Origin of the sequence: Pseudophaeobacter sp. C1-32P7 (genome assembly GCF_041008775.1) — a bacterium.
Taxonomy (GTDB): domain Bacteria; phylum Pseudomonadota; class Alphaproteobacteria; order Rhodobacterales; family Rhodobacteraceae; genus Phycobacter; species Phycobacter gallaeciensis_A.
In genome coordinates this window covers 75,136-91,407 of record NZ_JAXGFR010000014.1, presented here as the reverse complement: position 1 = coordinate 91,407, position 16,272 = coordinate 75,136, and the positions used below count along the sequence as shown (strand labels likewise).

Annotated in this window: 15 protein-coding genes; all 15 read left to right on the top strand. The window is 58.0% G+C overall.

What is annotated here, in order from left to right; genetic code table 11:
- Positions 1-13 precede the first annotated feature (13 nt).
- The 15 genes from SM763_RS18305 to SM763_RS18235 all read left to right on the top strand — a co-directional run bounded on the left by SM763_RS18305 (position 14) and on the right by SM763_RS18235 (position 16,251).
- Positions 14-1,225 carry a CaiB/BaiF CoA transferase family protein gene (locus tag SM763_RS18305; RefSeq protein ID WP_152467184.1) on the top strand — a complete coding sequence of 404 codons (1,212 nt, stop codon included), beginning with the start codon at positions 14-16 and terminating at the stop codon, positions 1,223-1,225.
- Complete coding sequence (locus SM763_RS18300) at positions 1,222-2,388, top strand: acyl-CoA dehydrogenase family protein (protein ID WP_172975950.1); 1,167 nt, start codon at positions 1,222-1,224, stop codon at positions 2,386-2,388. Before SM763_RS18305 ends, SM763_RS18300 begins: the two co-directional genes overlap by 4 nt.
- 105 nt (positions 2,389-2,493) lie before the next feature.
- Positions 2,494-3,348, top strand: coding sequence for an SDR family oxidoreductase (locus SM763_RS18295; protein WP_028284935.1), 855 nt, complete (start codon positions 2,494-2,496; stop codon positions 3,346-3,348).
- 37 nt (positions 3,349-3,385) lie between these two features.
- On the top strand, positions 3,386-4,192 hold the full coding sequence (locus SM763_RS18290; protein ID WP_136340174.1) for an ABC transporter ATP-binding protein: 807 nt from the start codon (positions 3,386-3,388) through the stop codon (positions 4,190-4,192).
- Positions 4,185-6,104: an AMP-dependent synthetase/ligase gene (locus SM763_RS18285; protein WP_368999367.1), complete on the top strand. Its 1,920-nt coding sequence runs from the start codon at positions 4,185-4,187 to the stop codon at positions 6,102-6,104. Before SM763_RS18290 ends, SM763_RS18285 begins: the two co-directional genes overlap by 8 nt.
- Entirely contained in the window at positions 6,105-6,992 is an 888-nt protein-coding gene (locus SM763_RS18280) for a branched-chain amino acid ABC transporter permease (protein WP_152467186.1), read from the top strand.
- A 3-nt stretch (positions 6,993-6,995) separates the two neighbouring features.
- On the top strand, positions 6,996-8,069 hold the full coding sequence (locus tag SM763_RS18275) for a branched-chain amino acid ABC transporter permease (protein WP_152467187.1): 1,074 nt from the start codon (positions 6,996-6,998) through the stop codon (positions 8,067-8,069).
- Between the two features lie 11 nt (positions 8,070-8,080).
- Positions 8,081-8,890: an ABC transporter ATP-binding protein gene (locus SM763_RS18270; protein WP_152467188.1), complete on the top strand. Its 810-nt coding sequence runs from the start codon at positions 8,081-8,083 to the stop codon at positions 8,888-8,890.
- Between the two features lie 33 nt (positions 8,891-8,923).
- Positions 8,924-10,162 (top strand): ABC transporter substrate-binding protein, encoded by a 1,239-nt coding sequence (locus tag SM763_RS18265; protein WP_490363293.1) that lies wholly within the window; start codon positions 8,924-8,926, stop codon positions 10,160-10,162.
- A gap of 97 nt (positions 10,163-10,259) precedes the next feature.
- A complete protein-coding gene (locus tag SM763_RS18260; protein ID WP_152467189.1) occupies positions 10,260-11,510 on the top strand; it encodes an ABC transporter substrate-binding protein in 1,251 nt (416 codons plus the stop codon).
- 79 nt (positions 11,511-11,589) lie between these two features.
- On the top strand, positions 11,590-12,366 hold the full coding sequence (locus tag SM763_RS18255) for an enoyl-CoA hydratase/isomerase family protein (RefSeq protein ID WP_152467190.1): 777 nt from the start codon (positions 11,590-11,592) through the stop codon (positions 12,364-12,366).
- An 11-nt stretch (positions 12,367-12,377) separates the two neighbouring features.
- Complete coding sequence (locus SM763_RS18250; protein WP_136340178.1) at positions 12,378-13,160, top strand: enoyl-CoA hydratase/isomerase family protein; 783 nt, start codon at positions 12,378-12,380, stop codon at positions 13,158-13,160.
- A gap of 42 nt (positions 13,161-13,202) precedes the next feature.
- A complete protein-coding gene (locus SM763_RS18245; RefSeq protein ID WP_090029138.1) occupies positions 13,203-13,961 on the top strand; it encodes an electron transfer flavoprotein subunit beta/FixA family protein in 759 nt (252 codons plus the stop codon).
- Positions 13,961-14,887, top strand: a complete 927-nt coding sequence (locus tag SM763_RS18240) for an electron transfer flavoprotein subunit alpha/FixB family protein (RefSeq protein WP_152467191.1) — start codon at positions 13,961-13,963, stop codon at positions 14,885-14,887. The genes SM763_RS18245 and SM763_RS18240 overlap by 1 nt, the downstream gene beginning before the upstream one ends.
- Positions 14,888-15,093: 206 nt before the next feature.
- The gene (locus SM763_RS18235) at positions 15,094-16,251 is read left to right on the top strand and encodes an acyl-CoA dehydrogenase family protein (RefSeq protein ID WP_081979662.1); all 1,158 of its coding nucleotides are present in this window, start codon (positions 15,094-15,096) and stop codon (positions 16,249-16,251) included.
- Positions 16,252-16,272: the final 21 nt, after the last annotated feature.

Below are 16,272 nucleotides of genomic sequence, written 5' to 3'. Positions count from 1 at the left end.
GTCGAAAGTGCAGATGTCTGGACCCCTTGATCAACTGAAGATTATAGAACTTGGTCACGTAATTGCCGGACCACTTGCGGCAGCTTTACTCTCGGATTTTGGTGCAGATGTCATCAAGATCGAAGCCCCCAACCGGACGGATATGATGCGCGACCTTGGACCCAAGGCAGAGGATGGGGTGGGCGTCTGGTGGAAGACTTTGGGCCGTAACAAGAAAACACTAGGCCTGGACTGGAAGTCCGACGAGGGCCGGGACATCCTGCGAAAGTTGGTCGAAGATGCCGACGTGCTGATCGAAAATTTCCGACCGGGTGTGCTGGAACGTGCCGGTGTTGGGCCAGACGTCTTGCACGATTGGAACCCGGACTTGGTTGTCTTGCGGGTTTCAGGTTACGGACAGGACGGTCCGATGCGCGACGTGCCAGCGTTTGGGCGTGCTGCGGAGGCCATGAGTGGATTAGCGCATCTGACCGGTTTTCCCGACGGGCCGCCGATGCACCCCGGCTTTCCGGCGGCCGACAGCACGACAGGGCTGATGGGCGCTTTGGGAATCATGATCGCGCTATTTGCTCGCGAAAAGGGCATTGCACGCGGTCAGGTCGTCGATCTTGCGGTGTTCGAGGCGTTGCTTCGGTTGATGGACTATCCTGTTCCCGCATTGACGGGCGCGAACCTCTCGCCGCGGCGCAATGGGCTGCGCCAGCCGATGGACTTTGCTCCGGGGGGGATGTTCCGAACGTCCGATGGGGTGTGGCTGACCGTTTCCGCAGGGAGCGCGGAAACCGCGCACCGACTGTTGCGGGCAGTCGGCGGGGACGCCCTTGCCGATGATCCGCGGTTTGCGACACTCGGCGAGATGTCGCAGCACATGACGGTGGTCTTTGACGCGATCAATGATTTCGTCACGCAGCACACGGCTAAGGAAGTGGAGGCGGTATTCGCCCGCCATGATGCCGTTGCCTCGCGTGTGTTGAGTGTCGAGGAAATCGCGACGAACGAGCAGATACGCCATCGCGGGGATATCGTGTCGGTCGCTGGCGAACAGACTCAGGTCATTGGTCCGGTCCCTCATCTCAGCGCGACGCCCGGTCAGCTTCGTTGGCTGGGACGACCGCCTGGCGCAGACAGCCAAAGCATTCTGCGTGATCTTGGTTTTGACGATGAGCGGATCGCTGCCCTATGTGAGGCTGGGCTCGTAAGATTGGAAAGAGGGCGCGCGCTATGACATTTCGATTGACCGCCGACCAACAAGAGATTCGCGACCAGGTTCTGCGGATTTGCGCAAGGTTCGACGACGACTATTGGCTGGATCGGGATCGCAACGGTGGTTTTCCCCATGAACTGCACAGGGCAATGGCCGATGGCGCCTGGCTGGGTATCGCCATGCCAGAAGCTGTCGGCGGCGCTGGTCTGGGGATCACCGAGGCGACCATAATGATGCAGGCAATCGCCGAGTCGGGGGCCGGCGCAAGCGGAGCCTCGGCCATCCACATGAACATTTTCGGGCTCAACCCGGTGGTGAAGTTTGGGACCGATGAGCAGCGCGCGCGTATGCTTGGCCCTCTAATAGCAGGCGATGAAAAGGCCTGTTTCGCCGTGACCGAACCGACGACGGGGCTGGATACCACAAAGCTGAAGACCATGGCGGTGCGGCGGGGGGACAGATATGTCGTGCACGGACAAAAAGTCTGGATTTCTACCGCGCAGGTGGCAGACAAGATGTTGCTTCTGGCCAGAACAACGCGGCTTGAGGATGTGAGCAGCCCGACCGAAGGGCTGAGCCTGTTCTATACAGATCTCGACCGAAATTTCGTTGACGTGCGAGAGATCGAAAAGATGGGTCGAAAGGCTGTCGATTCGAACGAAGTCTTCATCGATGGATTGCCGATTCCGGCTGAGGACCTGATCGGGGAGGAGGGCAAAGGCTTTAGGCAAATTTTGCACGGGTTGAATCCCGAACGCATCCTGGTGGCCGGTGAATGCATCGGTATTGCGCGCAACGCACTGGCGCGAGCGGCGCATTATGCAAACGAACGTGTGATTTTTGACCGCCCGATCGGCCAAAATCAGGGTGTTCAGCATCCACTCGCCAAAGCCTGGGCGCGAGTGGAATCTGCCAATCTCATGGTGATGCACGCTGCAGCCCTCTACGATGCGGGAGAACCCTGCGGCGTCGAGGCGAACGCCGCCAAGCTTTTGGCCGCCGACGCCGCGGTCGAGGCGACCGAAGCCGCGCAAATTACGTTTGGCGGATTCGGATATGCTAAGGAATATCACGTGGAGCGACTGGTACGTGAAGCTCTGCTGTTCCGCATCGTACCGGTGACACCGCAGATGCTTCTGTCGTTCATAGCAGAAAAAGCCCTTGGACTTCCAAAGTCTTACTGATCGGAGATAACGGGCGGGGCTGGTGGGAAAAGTTGTCTTGACCAATTTTCTAACGCCCGTTAGATTACTGGCAGCTGCCCCTAATGGGGAATGGGAGGAGGCGTCATGAATAAGACGCAGTTTGGGTCTTCGAGGGAGGACCTATCAAAACGTGCAACCGTTTACGCAAGCGGTTTATTCACCGGCAAAGTCGTTGTGGTGACCGGGGCCGGAGGCGGATTGGGGCTGGCAATTGCGACCTTGTTCGCAAGGCTCGGGGCCAATCTGGCGATCAATGGACGCAACGAAGAGAAACTGGCTTTGGCCAAGGAGTTTCTTGAAAGTTTCGGGGGCGAAGTTTTCGCTGTGCCTATGACCATCCGGGAGCCTGAGCAGGTCGAGGATTTTGTCGCCAAGACGAACCAGGAGTTCGGGGCGATTGACGTATTGGTGAACAATGCTGGGGGTCAGTTTCCGCAAGCAGCGTTGGAGTTTAGTCCAAAGGGCTGGAATGCGGTCATAGACACCAACCTGAACGGCACGTGGTGGATGATGCAATCCACGGCGCGCCACTGGGTTGCCAACAAGCAATCGGGCTCCATCGTCAACATCGTGGCCGATATCTGGCGCGGCATGCCCGGCATCGCGCATACCTGTGCGGCCCGGGCAGGGGTAGTTTACCTGTCCAAGTCGGTTGCGGTGGAGTGGGCCCCGCACGGTATCCGAGTGAACTGCGTGGCGCCGGGTTGCTGCGAAAGCAACGGTTTCGGGAACTACCCTCCGGAGGGTTCTGCGACCTTTCAGGACTCCAACCCGATGCGGCACGCCGGGGACGAATGGGATGTCGCTGAAGGGGTTGTCTATATGGCGGCGAATTCAGGGAAATTCGTAACCGGAGAAGTTCTGAACATCGACGGTGGGCAGCAATTGTGGGGGGATCCATGGCCAACGGGGCGGCCGGACTACTTCCGGATTACCTGATGTTGGCCGTGAACCTTAGGGGGACAATGATATCTAGATGACGACAAGGATTAACACAGCAATCGGAGCCGATGATGGGGCGATACTGGAGTGCAGCGGGGTCGAACGACGGTTCGGCGGCATCGTCGCTGTCACCGGTGTTGACCTCGTTATTCGACAAGGGGAAATCTTTGGACTTGTCGGTCCGAATGGCAGCGGCAAGACAACGCTAACAAACGCAATTACCGGATTTTACCCGCCAAACGAGGGCAGGGTCCGGCTGGCAGGAAACGACATTACGGGTACGGCGCCTCACAAGGTTGCCAAGCTCGGCGTTGCCAGAACGTTCCAAAATCTTGCCCTGTTCAACGGGATGAGCGTTCTGGACAACATCCTGCTCGGGCGGCACATCCACATGAGCCCAGGCGTTTTGCGTACGGCGCTATATTGGTGGGCAGCACAGCGTGAAGAAATCGAGAACCGTAAAATCGTCGAGGAGGTGATCGAGTTTCTACAGCTCGAGAGCATTCGGCATGAGTTGGTCGATGGTCTTCCGATCGGGTTGAAAAAGCGGGTCGAGCTGGCGCGGGCATTGGTGGCCGAGCCACAGATGCTGATTCTCGATGAACCGATGGCCGGCATGAACCAGGAAGAGAAAGGGTATATGTCCCGTTTCATTCTGGATGCCCGTGCCGAACGCGGCGTCAGCGTTCTGCTGATCGAACACCATATGGATGTCATCACCGGCATTTGTGATCGGATGCTGGCACTGAACTACGGTGAAATGATCGCCAGTGGCATCCCCAAGGAGGTTGTGAAGGACCCGCGGGTCATCGAGGCATATATCGGAGGGTCGCATGACTGATTTTACGAAGAACCGGTCTTCAGGCGGCGAAACGATTGGTGCACTTCTGGCGAAGAACGCGTCGCTCCACGGAAAGGATATCGCCCGTCGCGAAAAAGAGCGTGGGATATGGAAAGAAACCACCTGGGCGGAATACGCCCAAGAGGTGGTGGCCTGTGCGGCTGGGCTTGAAAAAATCGGCGTGAAGCCTGGCAAAGCAGTGCTTGTTCTGGGCGATAACCGTGCGCGGCTCTATGGCGGCATGCTGGCTGTTTCGTTGCTTGGTGCCTACGCCATGCCCGCTTATCCGGGCGCAACTCTTGAGGAACTAAGGCACTTTCTTGGCGAAGTCGAGATCGTCGCGGCCATTGCGGAAGATCAGGAACAGGTTGACAAGATCCTGGAACTGAAGGACGCGGGCGCCGAGGGCATCGACCACATCATTTATGATGAAGCGCGCGGTCTTGGCTTCTACGAGGTTGAAGGGCTGTTGTCCTGGGATCACCTGATCGAAGTTGGTCAGCACGATCTGAACGAAACCCCGGGCCTGCGTGAGGAACTGCTTAGTCGTGCGAAGCCGGAAGATCCGGCCATTTTTCTGCACTCCTCCGGAACGACGGGCGCGCCGAAGGGCATCGTACTGAGTCAGAAGAACGTTCTTGCTGCTGCTCGGAATGGACATGCGGCGGGTGCCTTCGACGAAAATGAGGAGATCCTCGCGTACTTGCCGATGGCCTGGGTGGGAGACTACGCCATAACCGTTGCCGCGGCACTCCTTTGGCGTTTCACCGTGAATGTGCCTGAGCGCCAGGAAACGGTCGTGCGCGACATGCGCGAGATCGCTCCGACCTTCTATCTGGCGGCTCCGAGAAGCTGGGACCAGATGCTGACGACAATCCAGGTGGGTATCGAAAATTCGTCCCCTTTAAAGAAATGGCTGTACCATTTTTTCATGGATCGGGCCATCGCCGCTGAGACACGCAAGCTGAACGGAAAAAGCGGTGGTATATTGGAGCCTTTGGGCCGACTTTTGGGCGAGGCAATCATTTTCGGACCGATCAAGGACCAGTTCGGAATGAGCCGCCTCAAGAACGCGTTCACCGGCGGCGAAGCGATCGGCGAAGACACCTTTGTTTTCTACCGATCCTTGGGAATCAAATTGCGCCAACTCTATGGCCAAACCGAAAACAGCGCGATCAATGCAATTCAGTCTCCGGGTGAAGTGCGCCTTCATACCGTCGGCAAACCCGCGCCCGGCGTCGAGGTGACCATCGCCGAGGACGGGGAGATCCTGGTACGCTCGGACAGCGTATTCGAAGGGTACTTCAACAAACCCGAAGCGACCGCCGAAGCCCTTGAGGGCGGGTGGCTGCATACAGGTGATGCCGGGTATTTGGAGGAAGATGGACACTTGGTTGTTCTGGGGCGCGTCTCAGAGGTCATGCATACGGCCGGAGGCGAGCGGTTTGTGCCAAACTACATCGAGAACCGGTTGAAATTCAGCCCTTATATTAAGGATGCTGCCGTAATCGGCGCCGGGCTGAAGGAACTGACGGCGATGGTCTGCGTGGATTTCGAGGCCGTGGGGCACTGGGCCGAAGTGAACGGCGTACCTTACGTGTCATATGCCGATCTTTCTCAGCGTGAAGAGGTCGCGACGTTGCTTCGCGAGGCCTTCCAACGGGTCAACAAGGCCGTCACCGAACCATTGCGCCTGCAACGCTTTGTCAGTCTGCCGAAAGAATTCGACCCGGACGATGGTGAAATCACACGGACACGAAAACTACGGCGCAAGGTCGTTCAGGAACGCTATGCTGACGTGATCGCGGCGCTCTACGACGGTTCAAAAGAGGTCCATGTAAGCGCGCAGGTGACTTACGAGACCGGGGAAGTAGGGAAGGTCGAAAGAAGCCTTCCCATCAGGGAGGTATAAATGGACTGGGTCTTTCTATCAGAGCTTGCGATCAACGGAGCCTTGACGGGTCTGCTGTACTCGCTATTCGCCATCGGCCTTGTGCTGATTTACAAGGCATCTTCGGTGCCCAATCTGGCGCAGGGCGGGTTGACCATGGTCGGGGCCTATGTGGTCTTGGCGCTGGCACGCGACGTGGGTTTACCCTTGTGGCTGGCCATCCCTCTGGCTGCGGTTGTCATGTTCGGCCTTGGGTTCGGCATTGAGCGTGTTGCTTTGCGCCGTCTCGCAGGTCGGCCGGTTGTCATGATCTTGATGCTGACACTCGGCCTCGACATTTTCCTGCGGGGTACAACGCTTGCGATTTGGGGCGGGACGTCACGTTCGATGGAATTGGGCGTCAGCTATGATCCACTGTTTTTGGACGACATCTTCATCAGCCGCATCCATCTGGTTGGTGCCGGTGTTGCGCTCGCCTTGTTTGTCGCATTCATGCTGTTTTTCCGAACCCGGACCGGGATCAAGTTGCGGGCGATCGCGGATGATTACATGGCTTCGTGGTCGGTCGGCATCTCGGTTGAACGCGGAGTTGGCCTGTCCTGGGCGCTGGCATCTGTTGTTGCTGTCGCCGCGGGCGTTATCTGGGGCGGAATTCAGGGTGTCGATCAGGCGCTGTCGCTGTTGCTGCTCAAGGGTCTGACCGTTGCCGTTCTCGGTGGTCTCGACAGTATCCTTGGCGCCGTGATCGCGGGCATCATCCTGGGCGTCGTCGAAAACGTTGGCGCTGATTTCCTCGATCCGCTTGTCGGAGGCGGAAGCCGTGAGCTTATCGTCGCCGCCGTGCTCATTCTTACGGTCATGATCCGTCCGCACGGGCTATTTGGTCGTCACGACATCGAAAGGGTGTAAGGGATGTTTTACAGACTTTCTGGCGTCCATCACGCCGACTACGTTTCGGACAGCCGTATCTTCAAGGTGCCTGCCGACAGAAATCTGACAGCATTCATCTTTCTGATCGGTCTTGCCGCGCCGTTCATCATTCCGTCGCTTTACCTGAACAGCTACTTGCTTCCCTGGCTGATCTGGACGGCCGCCGCTTTGGGGCTGAACCTGGTGACAGGTTGGGCGGGGCAGCTTCACCTGGGCTATGCCGCGGTCATGGCGGTCGGCGCCTATTCGGCGATCCATGCCGCGCGTTTCGGGGTGCCGTGGGAATTCGCGCTGATCATCGGCGGGTTGACGTCATCCGTGATCGGCAGCCTGTTTGCTTTTGCCGCTTTGCGGGTCAAGGGACTGTACCTCGCCCTTACCACTCTTGCGATGCAATTTGTGATGGACTGGGTTCTGACCCACTCTCCGGCGATCTCGGGGGGCTCACACGCGTCGCTCCAGTCACCGACATTGGCGCTGCTCGGGCAAGAGATTACCACTGATACTGGCTTCTACTATGTCGCCTTCGGCTGGTGTGTCTTGGTGACGATCTTCATGCTTAATCTCAAGCGTACTGGACTCGGTCGCGCTTTGGTCGCTGTCCGTGAAAAAGATTTTGCCGCCGCGATCCTGGGTGTGAACAGTTTCTACTACAAAATTCTCGCATTCGCGACTTCGTCGTTCATCGCGGGCGTCAGCGGTGCGTTGCTTGTTGCCACCTTTTTCTTTCTCGCCGCACCCGAGCAATTCTCGGTTGCCGTTTCGATCCAGGTTCTTGCGATGGTGATCGTTGGAGGTCTTGGCAGCATCATCGGATCCTATTTTGGGGTTGCCCTGATCCTTCTTGTTCCGGGTATCGTGAACGGTCTCGTCGTCACGCTGAGTGAATGGATTGGCATGCAGATCAACGTTGAAACGCTCGCTCACATCCCGAACGCAGTCTATGGCGCACTGATCGTCATTATCCTTCTGATCGAACCACTCGGTTTGGGAAAACTCTACGGCAACATCAGAGACTACCTGATGGTCTGGCCCTTCGATCAGTTCAAGAAATAAGGGAATTGACGATGCAAGAGAAAGTTGAAGCCCAGAACATTCTGTCCATGAACAGTGTCGAGGTGCTGTACGACAATGTAATGCTGGCGATCAAAGGTGTTTCGGTTCAGGTTCCTACAGGCGGGATGATCGCACTCTTGGGATCGAACGGAGCGGGGAAAAGCACCACGTTGAAAGCGATCAGCGGTCTTTTGAAGGCTGAGCGCGGACGCATCAGCCGAGGTGAGATAACGTTCCAGGGAGCGGACATTACCGAAGCGCTCGCGCAAAAACGCGTCGAGATGGGCATCTGTCATGTCATCGAAGGGCGACGAGTCTTCGAACACCTGACCCCCGACGAGAACCTGACCGCCGCCGCGCCGCGCGGAATGTCCCGATCAACGCTGAATGCGGAAAAGGACAAGATCTACGGATATTTTCCGCGGCTTGCCGAACGCAAGAATTCGCAAGCAGGCTATTTGTCGGGTGGTGAGCAACAGATGCTTGCCATTGGGCGGGCCCTCGTGACCCAGCCGAAGCTGTTGATGCTTGATGAACCAAGTCTCGGGCTTGCTCCGTTCCTGGTCGAGGAAATCTTCGGCATCTTGCAAAAGATCAATAAGGATGAGGGCCTGTCCGTCCTGCTGGTGGAACAGAACGCCTTGGCGGCTCTGGAAATCGTTTCGCAAGGGTACCTTATCGAAAACGGCCGCGTTGTTATGCACGGCACCGCCGAGGCGCTCAAATCTAACTCCGACATTCAGGAGTTCTATCTAGGCGGCGGAGAGACCGATTTTCACAACGTCAAGCACTACAGCCGACGCAAACGTTGGTTGAGTTGAGGTACTAATCAGAAGTTGTTCAGGGAGGAACAAATGAAGAAACGTACCAAAGCGTTGGCCGTATTATCAATGTTCGGCGGAGCAATGTTTGGCACCCAGACGCTGGCTGAGCCATTCAAGATCGGCATCTGCTACGATCTCAGCAAGGCCTATACCTTTGCCACGCCGCAGGTTTCGCAGGCCGCGATGGACCTTGCCAAGCTCATCAACATGAAGGGCGGCATCGGTGGGGAACCGGTCGAAGTCATCGTGCGTGACCACGGGAACGAACCGCAGCGCGGAATCGAGTGCTACTCCAAGCTCAGCCGCGAGGGTGTATTCGTCTTCGATACCCTGTCCACTCCGGTCTCTCTGGCTATCCTGCCGCGGGCCATGGAAGACGGGCGTATCCTGATGCAGTCGCTTGTCGGCCGAGGCGATGCCGTTGACGGCACCGTTTTCGAATGGGTCTATCCGGTCGGACCGACCTATTGGGGACAGGCGGCCAATGATGTTGCCTACATAAAGCAATTGCATGATGGCGACTTGTCGGACGTGAAGGTGGGGTTTGTGTATTTCGATTACCCTTTCGGACAGGAGCCGATCGAGATCCTGGAAACCTTGTCCGAAAAAGAGGGTTTCGAGCTTGAGCTGTACCCCGTGCCGCTTCCGGGCAGTGACCAGGCCGGTGTGTGGTCCAAGGTGCGCCGCGACAAGCCCGATCATGTAATCGTCTGGATGTTGGGCGGTGCGCATGTGGTTGCGTCGAAGGAGATGCAGCGCAATCGCATTCCGATGGACAAGTACATCTCGGTCAACTGGTTGAACGAAGTCGATATCGCCAACATCGGTGAAGAGGCCGCCAAGGGTATCAAGCGCGGTACCAATGTCGTGGGCGGTCAGGATATTGCCCTGTATCAGGAAATCATGTCCGAGCTTTATGACAAGGGCGAGGGGTCCGGCCCGATCGAGAAGACGCAGGACGTTTTCTACAACACCGGTCTGGCGATGTATTCAATCATGTTCGAAGCCGCGCGCAGGGCGGCAGAACAGGAAGGCCTTCCGATAACCGCGGAGTCCTACAAAGCCGGACTGGAATCTCTTGAGGGATACGACGCGAACGGGCTGATGGCCCCCATTACGGTGACGGCCGAAGATCATGGCGGCGGCGGTAAGACCCGGATCGAGATGTGGGACGGGGAGACTTGGGTGCCGCAAACCGACTGGATCTCTGAGTACACGGACGTCGTGTGGGACGTGGTGAAAGAAAGTTCCTCAAAATACGAGCAGTGAAAGACAGGTAGCAGGAAGGGTGACGCTACGCAGGGCGGCAGCGGCGCTTACGAAACGGTATCATCGCCCTAAACCCTAGAAACGGGAGAGAGAAAACATGAAAGTCAAACAGCACATTAAGGCAGTGGTCCTTGCTACTGCGCTGGCTGCAAGCGCGACTGTGGCCTCAGCGCAGGACAAGGAGCCGATCCGCTTCGGACTCTGCTTCGACCTCAGTAAATCCTACACGTTCATTTCGCCGCAGGTGGCCCAGGCCGCGCAGGATCTCGCGATGTACACCAACGAAAACGGTGGTATTGAAGGGCATCCGGTTGAAGTCATCATTCGCGATCACGGCAACGAACCGCAGCGTGGCGTGGAATGCTATGAGCAGCTCAAGCGCGAAGGCGTTTTCCTTTTCAATTTTCTGTCCACGCCGGTCACGAACGCGGTTTTGCCGCGTGCCATGAAGGACGGTAACGTACTGATGCAGTCTTTCGTTGGCCGCGGTGACGCGGTGGACGGCGAAGTGTTCGAATGGGTTTTCCCGGTCGGTCCGACGTACTGGCAGCAGGCGGCAAATGACGTTGCCTTCATCAAGGGTCAGATGGGCGGTGACTTGAGCAAGGCGAAGATCGGGTTCATCTATCTGGATTATCCCTTTGGCCAGGAACCGATCGAGATCCTGAAAACGCTTTCCGAAAAGGAAGGGTTCGAGTTGGAGCTGTATCCCGTACCGCTTCCCGGGTCGGATCAAGCCGGCGCATGGAGCAAAATCCGCCGCGACAAGCCCGACTATGTGATCAGCTGGCTACTGGCGGGCGGACATGTGGTCGCCTCGAAGGAAATGCGCCGCAACCGTTTCCCGATCGACCGCTATCTGTCGGTGAACTGGCTGAACGAAGTCGATATCGCCAATATCGGCGCGGAAGAGGCGAAAGGCATCCTGCGCGGGACGAACGTGGCCGGTGGCCAGGAAGTTCCGATCGTCAAGACGATGCTGGACACCTACTATGCCAATGGCAAGGGCAGCGGACCCGAGAGCCTCGTGCGCGACGTGTACTACAATACGGGCATGGCGATCTACTCGGCCGGTTTCGAAGCTGCGCGTATTGCGATTACCGAAAACGGTTGGCCGATCACACCGGAAACCATGAAGAATGCCTTTGAATCGATCGAGAACTTCGATGGAAACGGCATCATGGCCCCGGTTACAGTGACCGACAAAGACCACGGAGGTGGTGGCAAGACCCGGGTCGAACAGTGGAATGGCGAAACCTGGGTTCCGCTGACCGACTGGAGCGCCGACTATCTCGACGTTGTTTGGGATGTCATCAAGCACAGCTCGGCGACTTTCACCGTCGAATAAGACTGGGCTTCCCCGCGGCAGACACGTCGCGGGGAAGCTTTCCGCAGTTAGATTGTCCCGAGAAAGCGAAGCAGGTATCATGAGCCCCATTGACGTGAAGATCGAAGACGGAATTGCAACCGTCTGTATTAACCGGCCCGAACGCAAAAACGCACTTTCCGTGGCGGCTACGAACGGGCTGACCGATGCTTGGGAAAAGATCGAGGCGGATGACAGCGTTCGTGTGGCCATTCTGACTTCGGCCGATTGTGGCGTGTTCAGCGCCGGACTGGATCTGAAGGAAGCCACAAAAATCGCACGCGACGAGGGCGTCGATATTCTGACCAAGATGCGCGACCCGTTTCACGAGACAATGCGCGCCTGCAAGAAACCGATCATCGCGGCGATGACGGGGTCGCTGATGGCGGGCGGAATGATGCTGACTTTGAATTGCGATCTGCGGGTCGGTCTCAAGGGGACCAAGGTCGGTATCACCGAAGTAAAGATCGGTCGTGGATCGCCTTGGGCATCGCCAGCATTGTCCATGCTGCCGCAGCCCATCCTTATGGAAATAGTTCTGACCGGCGACTTGATGCCGATCGAGCGCCTGCACGAATACGGGTTCACCAACTATATCGAAGACACTCCCGATGCTGTCCGCGCACGGGCCTTCGACCTTGCCAAACGCATTGCCAGCGCGGCCCCGCTGTCGGTTGTTGCCGCGAAAGGCAGTGTTCGCGCAACCATGGATCTTGGCTGTGCCGGTGGTCTGGAAGAGGGCAAGCGCCTGCACGAGGTGGTTTACGCCAGCAACGACGCGATTGAAGGCCCAAAGGCCTTTGCTGAAAAGCGAGCACCCGTCTGGACCGGGACCTGATGGAGGCTTGAATGACTGAGCTTATTCGCCTGGACAGGGATGGCCCTGTCGGAATCCTGCGGTTTCTTCAGCCGACAAAACGCAACCCTTACAGCATCGGGTTCGTCGAAGAACTAGTGGCGCTCCTGCGCGAAGCCGAACGGGACGCTACGATCCGTGTCGTTGTTATGACCGGTGGCGATCATTTCAGCAGCGGCGGCGATCTTGTCGGGTTTCAGTCTGAGATCGCGAAAGGCGCAAAGGCGACATCGGAAATGGTGGAGCTGGTTCACGATGGCGGACGCGCGGCCTATCTGTTTCGCAAACCTCTGATTTCCGCGGTATGCGGCGTGGCTTTTGGCGCGGGTTTAAGCCTGGCCTTGTCGGCGGACATTGTCGTTGCTGCCGAAGATGCCCGGCTGTGCGAAGTTTTTGCGCGCGTCGGCGGCTGTCCTGACACGGGATCAAGCTGGCTGCTTCAACAGCGTGCCGGTGCGGGGGTGGCGCGGATGCTGGTGCTCACGGGCCGCGAGATCGACGGACGCACCGCTAGGGACCTGCGCGTTGTCGAAGAATGCGTGCCGGCCAACCAGGTCGAGGTACGGGCGTTGGAAATTGCCCGCGAGATTGCAACGCACCCGATGTTTGGCGTTCAGACCGCCAAGCGTGTGATGCGCGCCGCAGCCGAGTGCAGCTATCTCGAGGCGCTGGATATCGAGCGCGATGCCCAAAGCGTTTTGCTGTGCGCGCATGACTTTCCCGAGGCGATGAAAGCGTTCTCGGAAAAAAGAACTCCAGAATTCAAAGACCGTTAGCTCGGTTGAAACCTTATCGCAAAACTCAAGGAGCCCACGCCAATGAAGGTACTCGTGCCTGTGAAACGCGTGATCGACTACAACGTGAAGGTCCGCGTCAAGGCGGATGGCAGCGGTGTCGATCTCGCCAACGTTAAGATGTCGATGAACCCGTTCGACGAAATCGCCGTTGAAGAGGCGATCCGCCTGAAAGAGGCGGGAAAAGCCGAAGAGGTCGTCGCGGTATCCATCGGCGTCAAACAGGCGCAGGAAACCCTGCGCACCGCACTGGCCATGGGCGCCGACCGCGCCATCCTGGTCGTCGCAGCGGATGACGTGCACCAGGATATCGAGCCGCTGGCAGTGGCCAAGATCCTTGCCAAGGTCGTGGAAGAGGAACAGCCCGGTCTGGTTCTCTGCGGCAAGCAGGCGATCGACAACGACATGAATGCCACCGGCCAGATGCTGTCGGCGATCCTCGGTTGGAGCCAGGCGACCTTTGCCTCGGAAGTGGGCATCGATGGCGACAGCGCCGTCGTCACCCGCGAGGTCGATGGCGGCCTGCAGACCATCAAGGTCAAGATGCCGACCGTCGTTTCCGTCGACCTGCGCCTGAACGAACCGCGCTATGCGTCGCTGCCCAACATCATGAAGGCCAAGAAAAAGCCGCTGGATGAAAAGACCGCCGCCGATTACGGCGTCGACGTCACCCCGCGCCTGACCGTGGTCAAGACGTCCGAGCCGGCCGAACGCGCCGCCGGTGAAATGGTTGGCTCGGTCGACGAGCTGGTTGCGAAACTCAAGGAAAAGGGGGCGGTGTGATGGCTGTTCTTCTTCTTGCCGAAGTCAACAATGGTGAACTGTCGATGGACGCGACCGCAAAGGCGGTCACCGCGTCCAAGGCCCTGGGCGACGTGACGGTTCTGTGCGCCGGCGCATCCGCCGCCGACGCCGCGAAAGAAGCCGCGACAATTGATGGCGTGGCCAAGGTGCTGGTCGCCGAAGACCCCGCGCTGGGTCATCGCCTGGCGGAATCGACCGCCGACCTGATCGTGTCGCTGGCAGGCGATTACGATCACATCGTGGCGCCCGCCACCACCGACGCCAAGAACGTGCTGCCCCGCGTGGCCGCGCTGCTGGACGTGATGATGCTGACCGACGTCTCGGGCGTGGTCGATGCCGACACGTTCGAGCGCCCGATCTATGCAGGTAACGCGATCCAGACGGTGAAATCGGGCGACGCGAAAAAGGTCGTGTCCTTCCGCACCGCCAGCTTCGACGCGGCCGGCACCGGTGGCTCGGCCGCCGTGGAAACCGTGGGCGGGGCCTCCGCTTCGGGCCTGTCGGAATGGGTCGAAGACAAGGTCGCCGAAAGCGACCGTCCCGAACTGACCTCGGCCGGTATCGTGGTGTCGGGCGGCCGTGGCGTCGGCTCGGAAGACGATTTCGCGCTGATCGAGAAACTGGCCGACAAGCTGGGCGCCGCCGTTGGCGCATCCCGCGCCGCCGTCGACTCGGGCTTTGCACCGAACGACTGGCAGGTTGGCCAGACCGGCAAGGTGGTCGCGCCTGACCTGTATATTGCCGTCGGCATCTCGGGTGCGATCCAGCACCTTGCGGGCATGAAGGACAGCAAGATCATCGTCGCGATCAACAAGGACGAAGAGGCCCCGATCTTCCAGGTGGCCGATTACGGTCTGGTCGCCGACCTGTTCGAAGCTGTGCCTGAACTGACCGACAAGCTGTAAGTCCATTGCAAAAATTACAAAAAGGCCCGCCTGTTTTGTCGGGCCTTTTTGTACGAGCCGAATGGGCGGCGCGTTGATTGGAAAAATCCGGATGCGCACGGTCCGAAGCCGTGTGACGCTCCGTCAGAACGGCTCGGGTTCATTGTCGAGAAAAAAAACACTTGTTAGATTTCCTCAATGCAAGCATGACTCGATAGGAATAAAACATGTCTCTGATCAAGAACTCCCCGAGTTGGGCAGTGGATGAACACAAGATGTTCGCCGATAGTACACGCAGGCTTTTCGATGCAGAGATGGCTCCGAAGATTGAAAAATGGGCGGAGCAGGGAATTGTTGACCGCGACTTCTGGAAAACAGTCGGTCAGCAGGGTGTCATGGGTGGCTCGATTGCCGAAGAATATGGTGGTTTCGGTGGCGGCATCGGGTTCGACGCGATTACCGTCTACGAGCAGGGGCGCACCGGTGATACGGGTTGGGGCTATGGGATTCAGTCCATCGTAATCCATTATCTCAACGCATATGGCAGTGAGGAACAGAAGAAAAAGTGGTTGCCGAAACTGGTCAGCGGCGACAGCGTTGCGGCGATTGCCATGACCGAGCCTGGAACGGGCTCTGACCTCCAGAACGTACAAACCTATGCGGAAAAGGATGGCAACCACTACAAGATCAACGGTTCGAAGATCTTTATCACAAACGGGCACACGGCGGATCTCGTTGTTATCGTGGCAAAGACCGATCGCAACGCCGGCGCCAAGGGCGTTTCGTTGATCGTTCTGGAAACCGAGGGCGCCGAGGGCTTTCGCCGGGGACGGAACCTGAAGAAACTGGGTATGAAAGGTTCGGATACTGCTGAGCTGTTCTTCGAGGATGTGCGCGTGCCCACGGCGAACCTGCTTGGTCCGGAAGAGGGGCAGGGGTTCTACCAGCTGATGAAGCAGCTGCCTTGGGAGCGTCTGATGATCGGCATTACCGCGCTCGGTTTTATTGATTTTGCGATCGATGAAACGGTGAAATATGTTCAGGACCGCAAGGCATTTGGAAGCCGGATCATGGACTTCCAGAATACACGCTTCAAACTGGCGGAATGCAAAACCAAGGCCGAATTGCTACGTTCTTTCGTAAATGACGGGCTCGCGCGTCTTGAAGCGGGCGAACTTGATGCGGCCACGGCTTCGATGGCGAAATGGTGGGGCAGCCAGACGCAGAACGAGGTCATGCATGAATGCCTGCAACTGCACGGCGGTTACGGTTTCATGATGGAATACCCCATCGCGCGACTTTATGCCGACAGCAGGGTCCAGATGATCTATGGCGGCACCAACGAGATCATGAAGGAACTGATCGCACGCTCGATGGATGTTTGATCCGTCCGGTGCCGGGTGGGG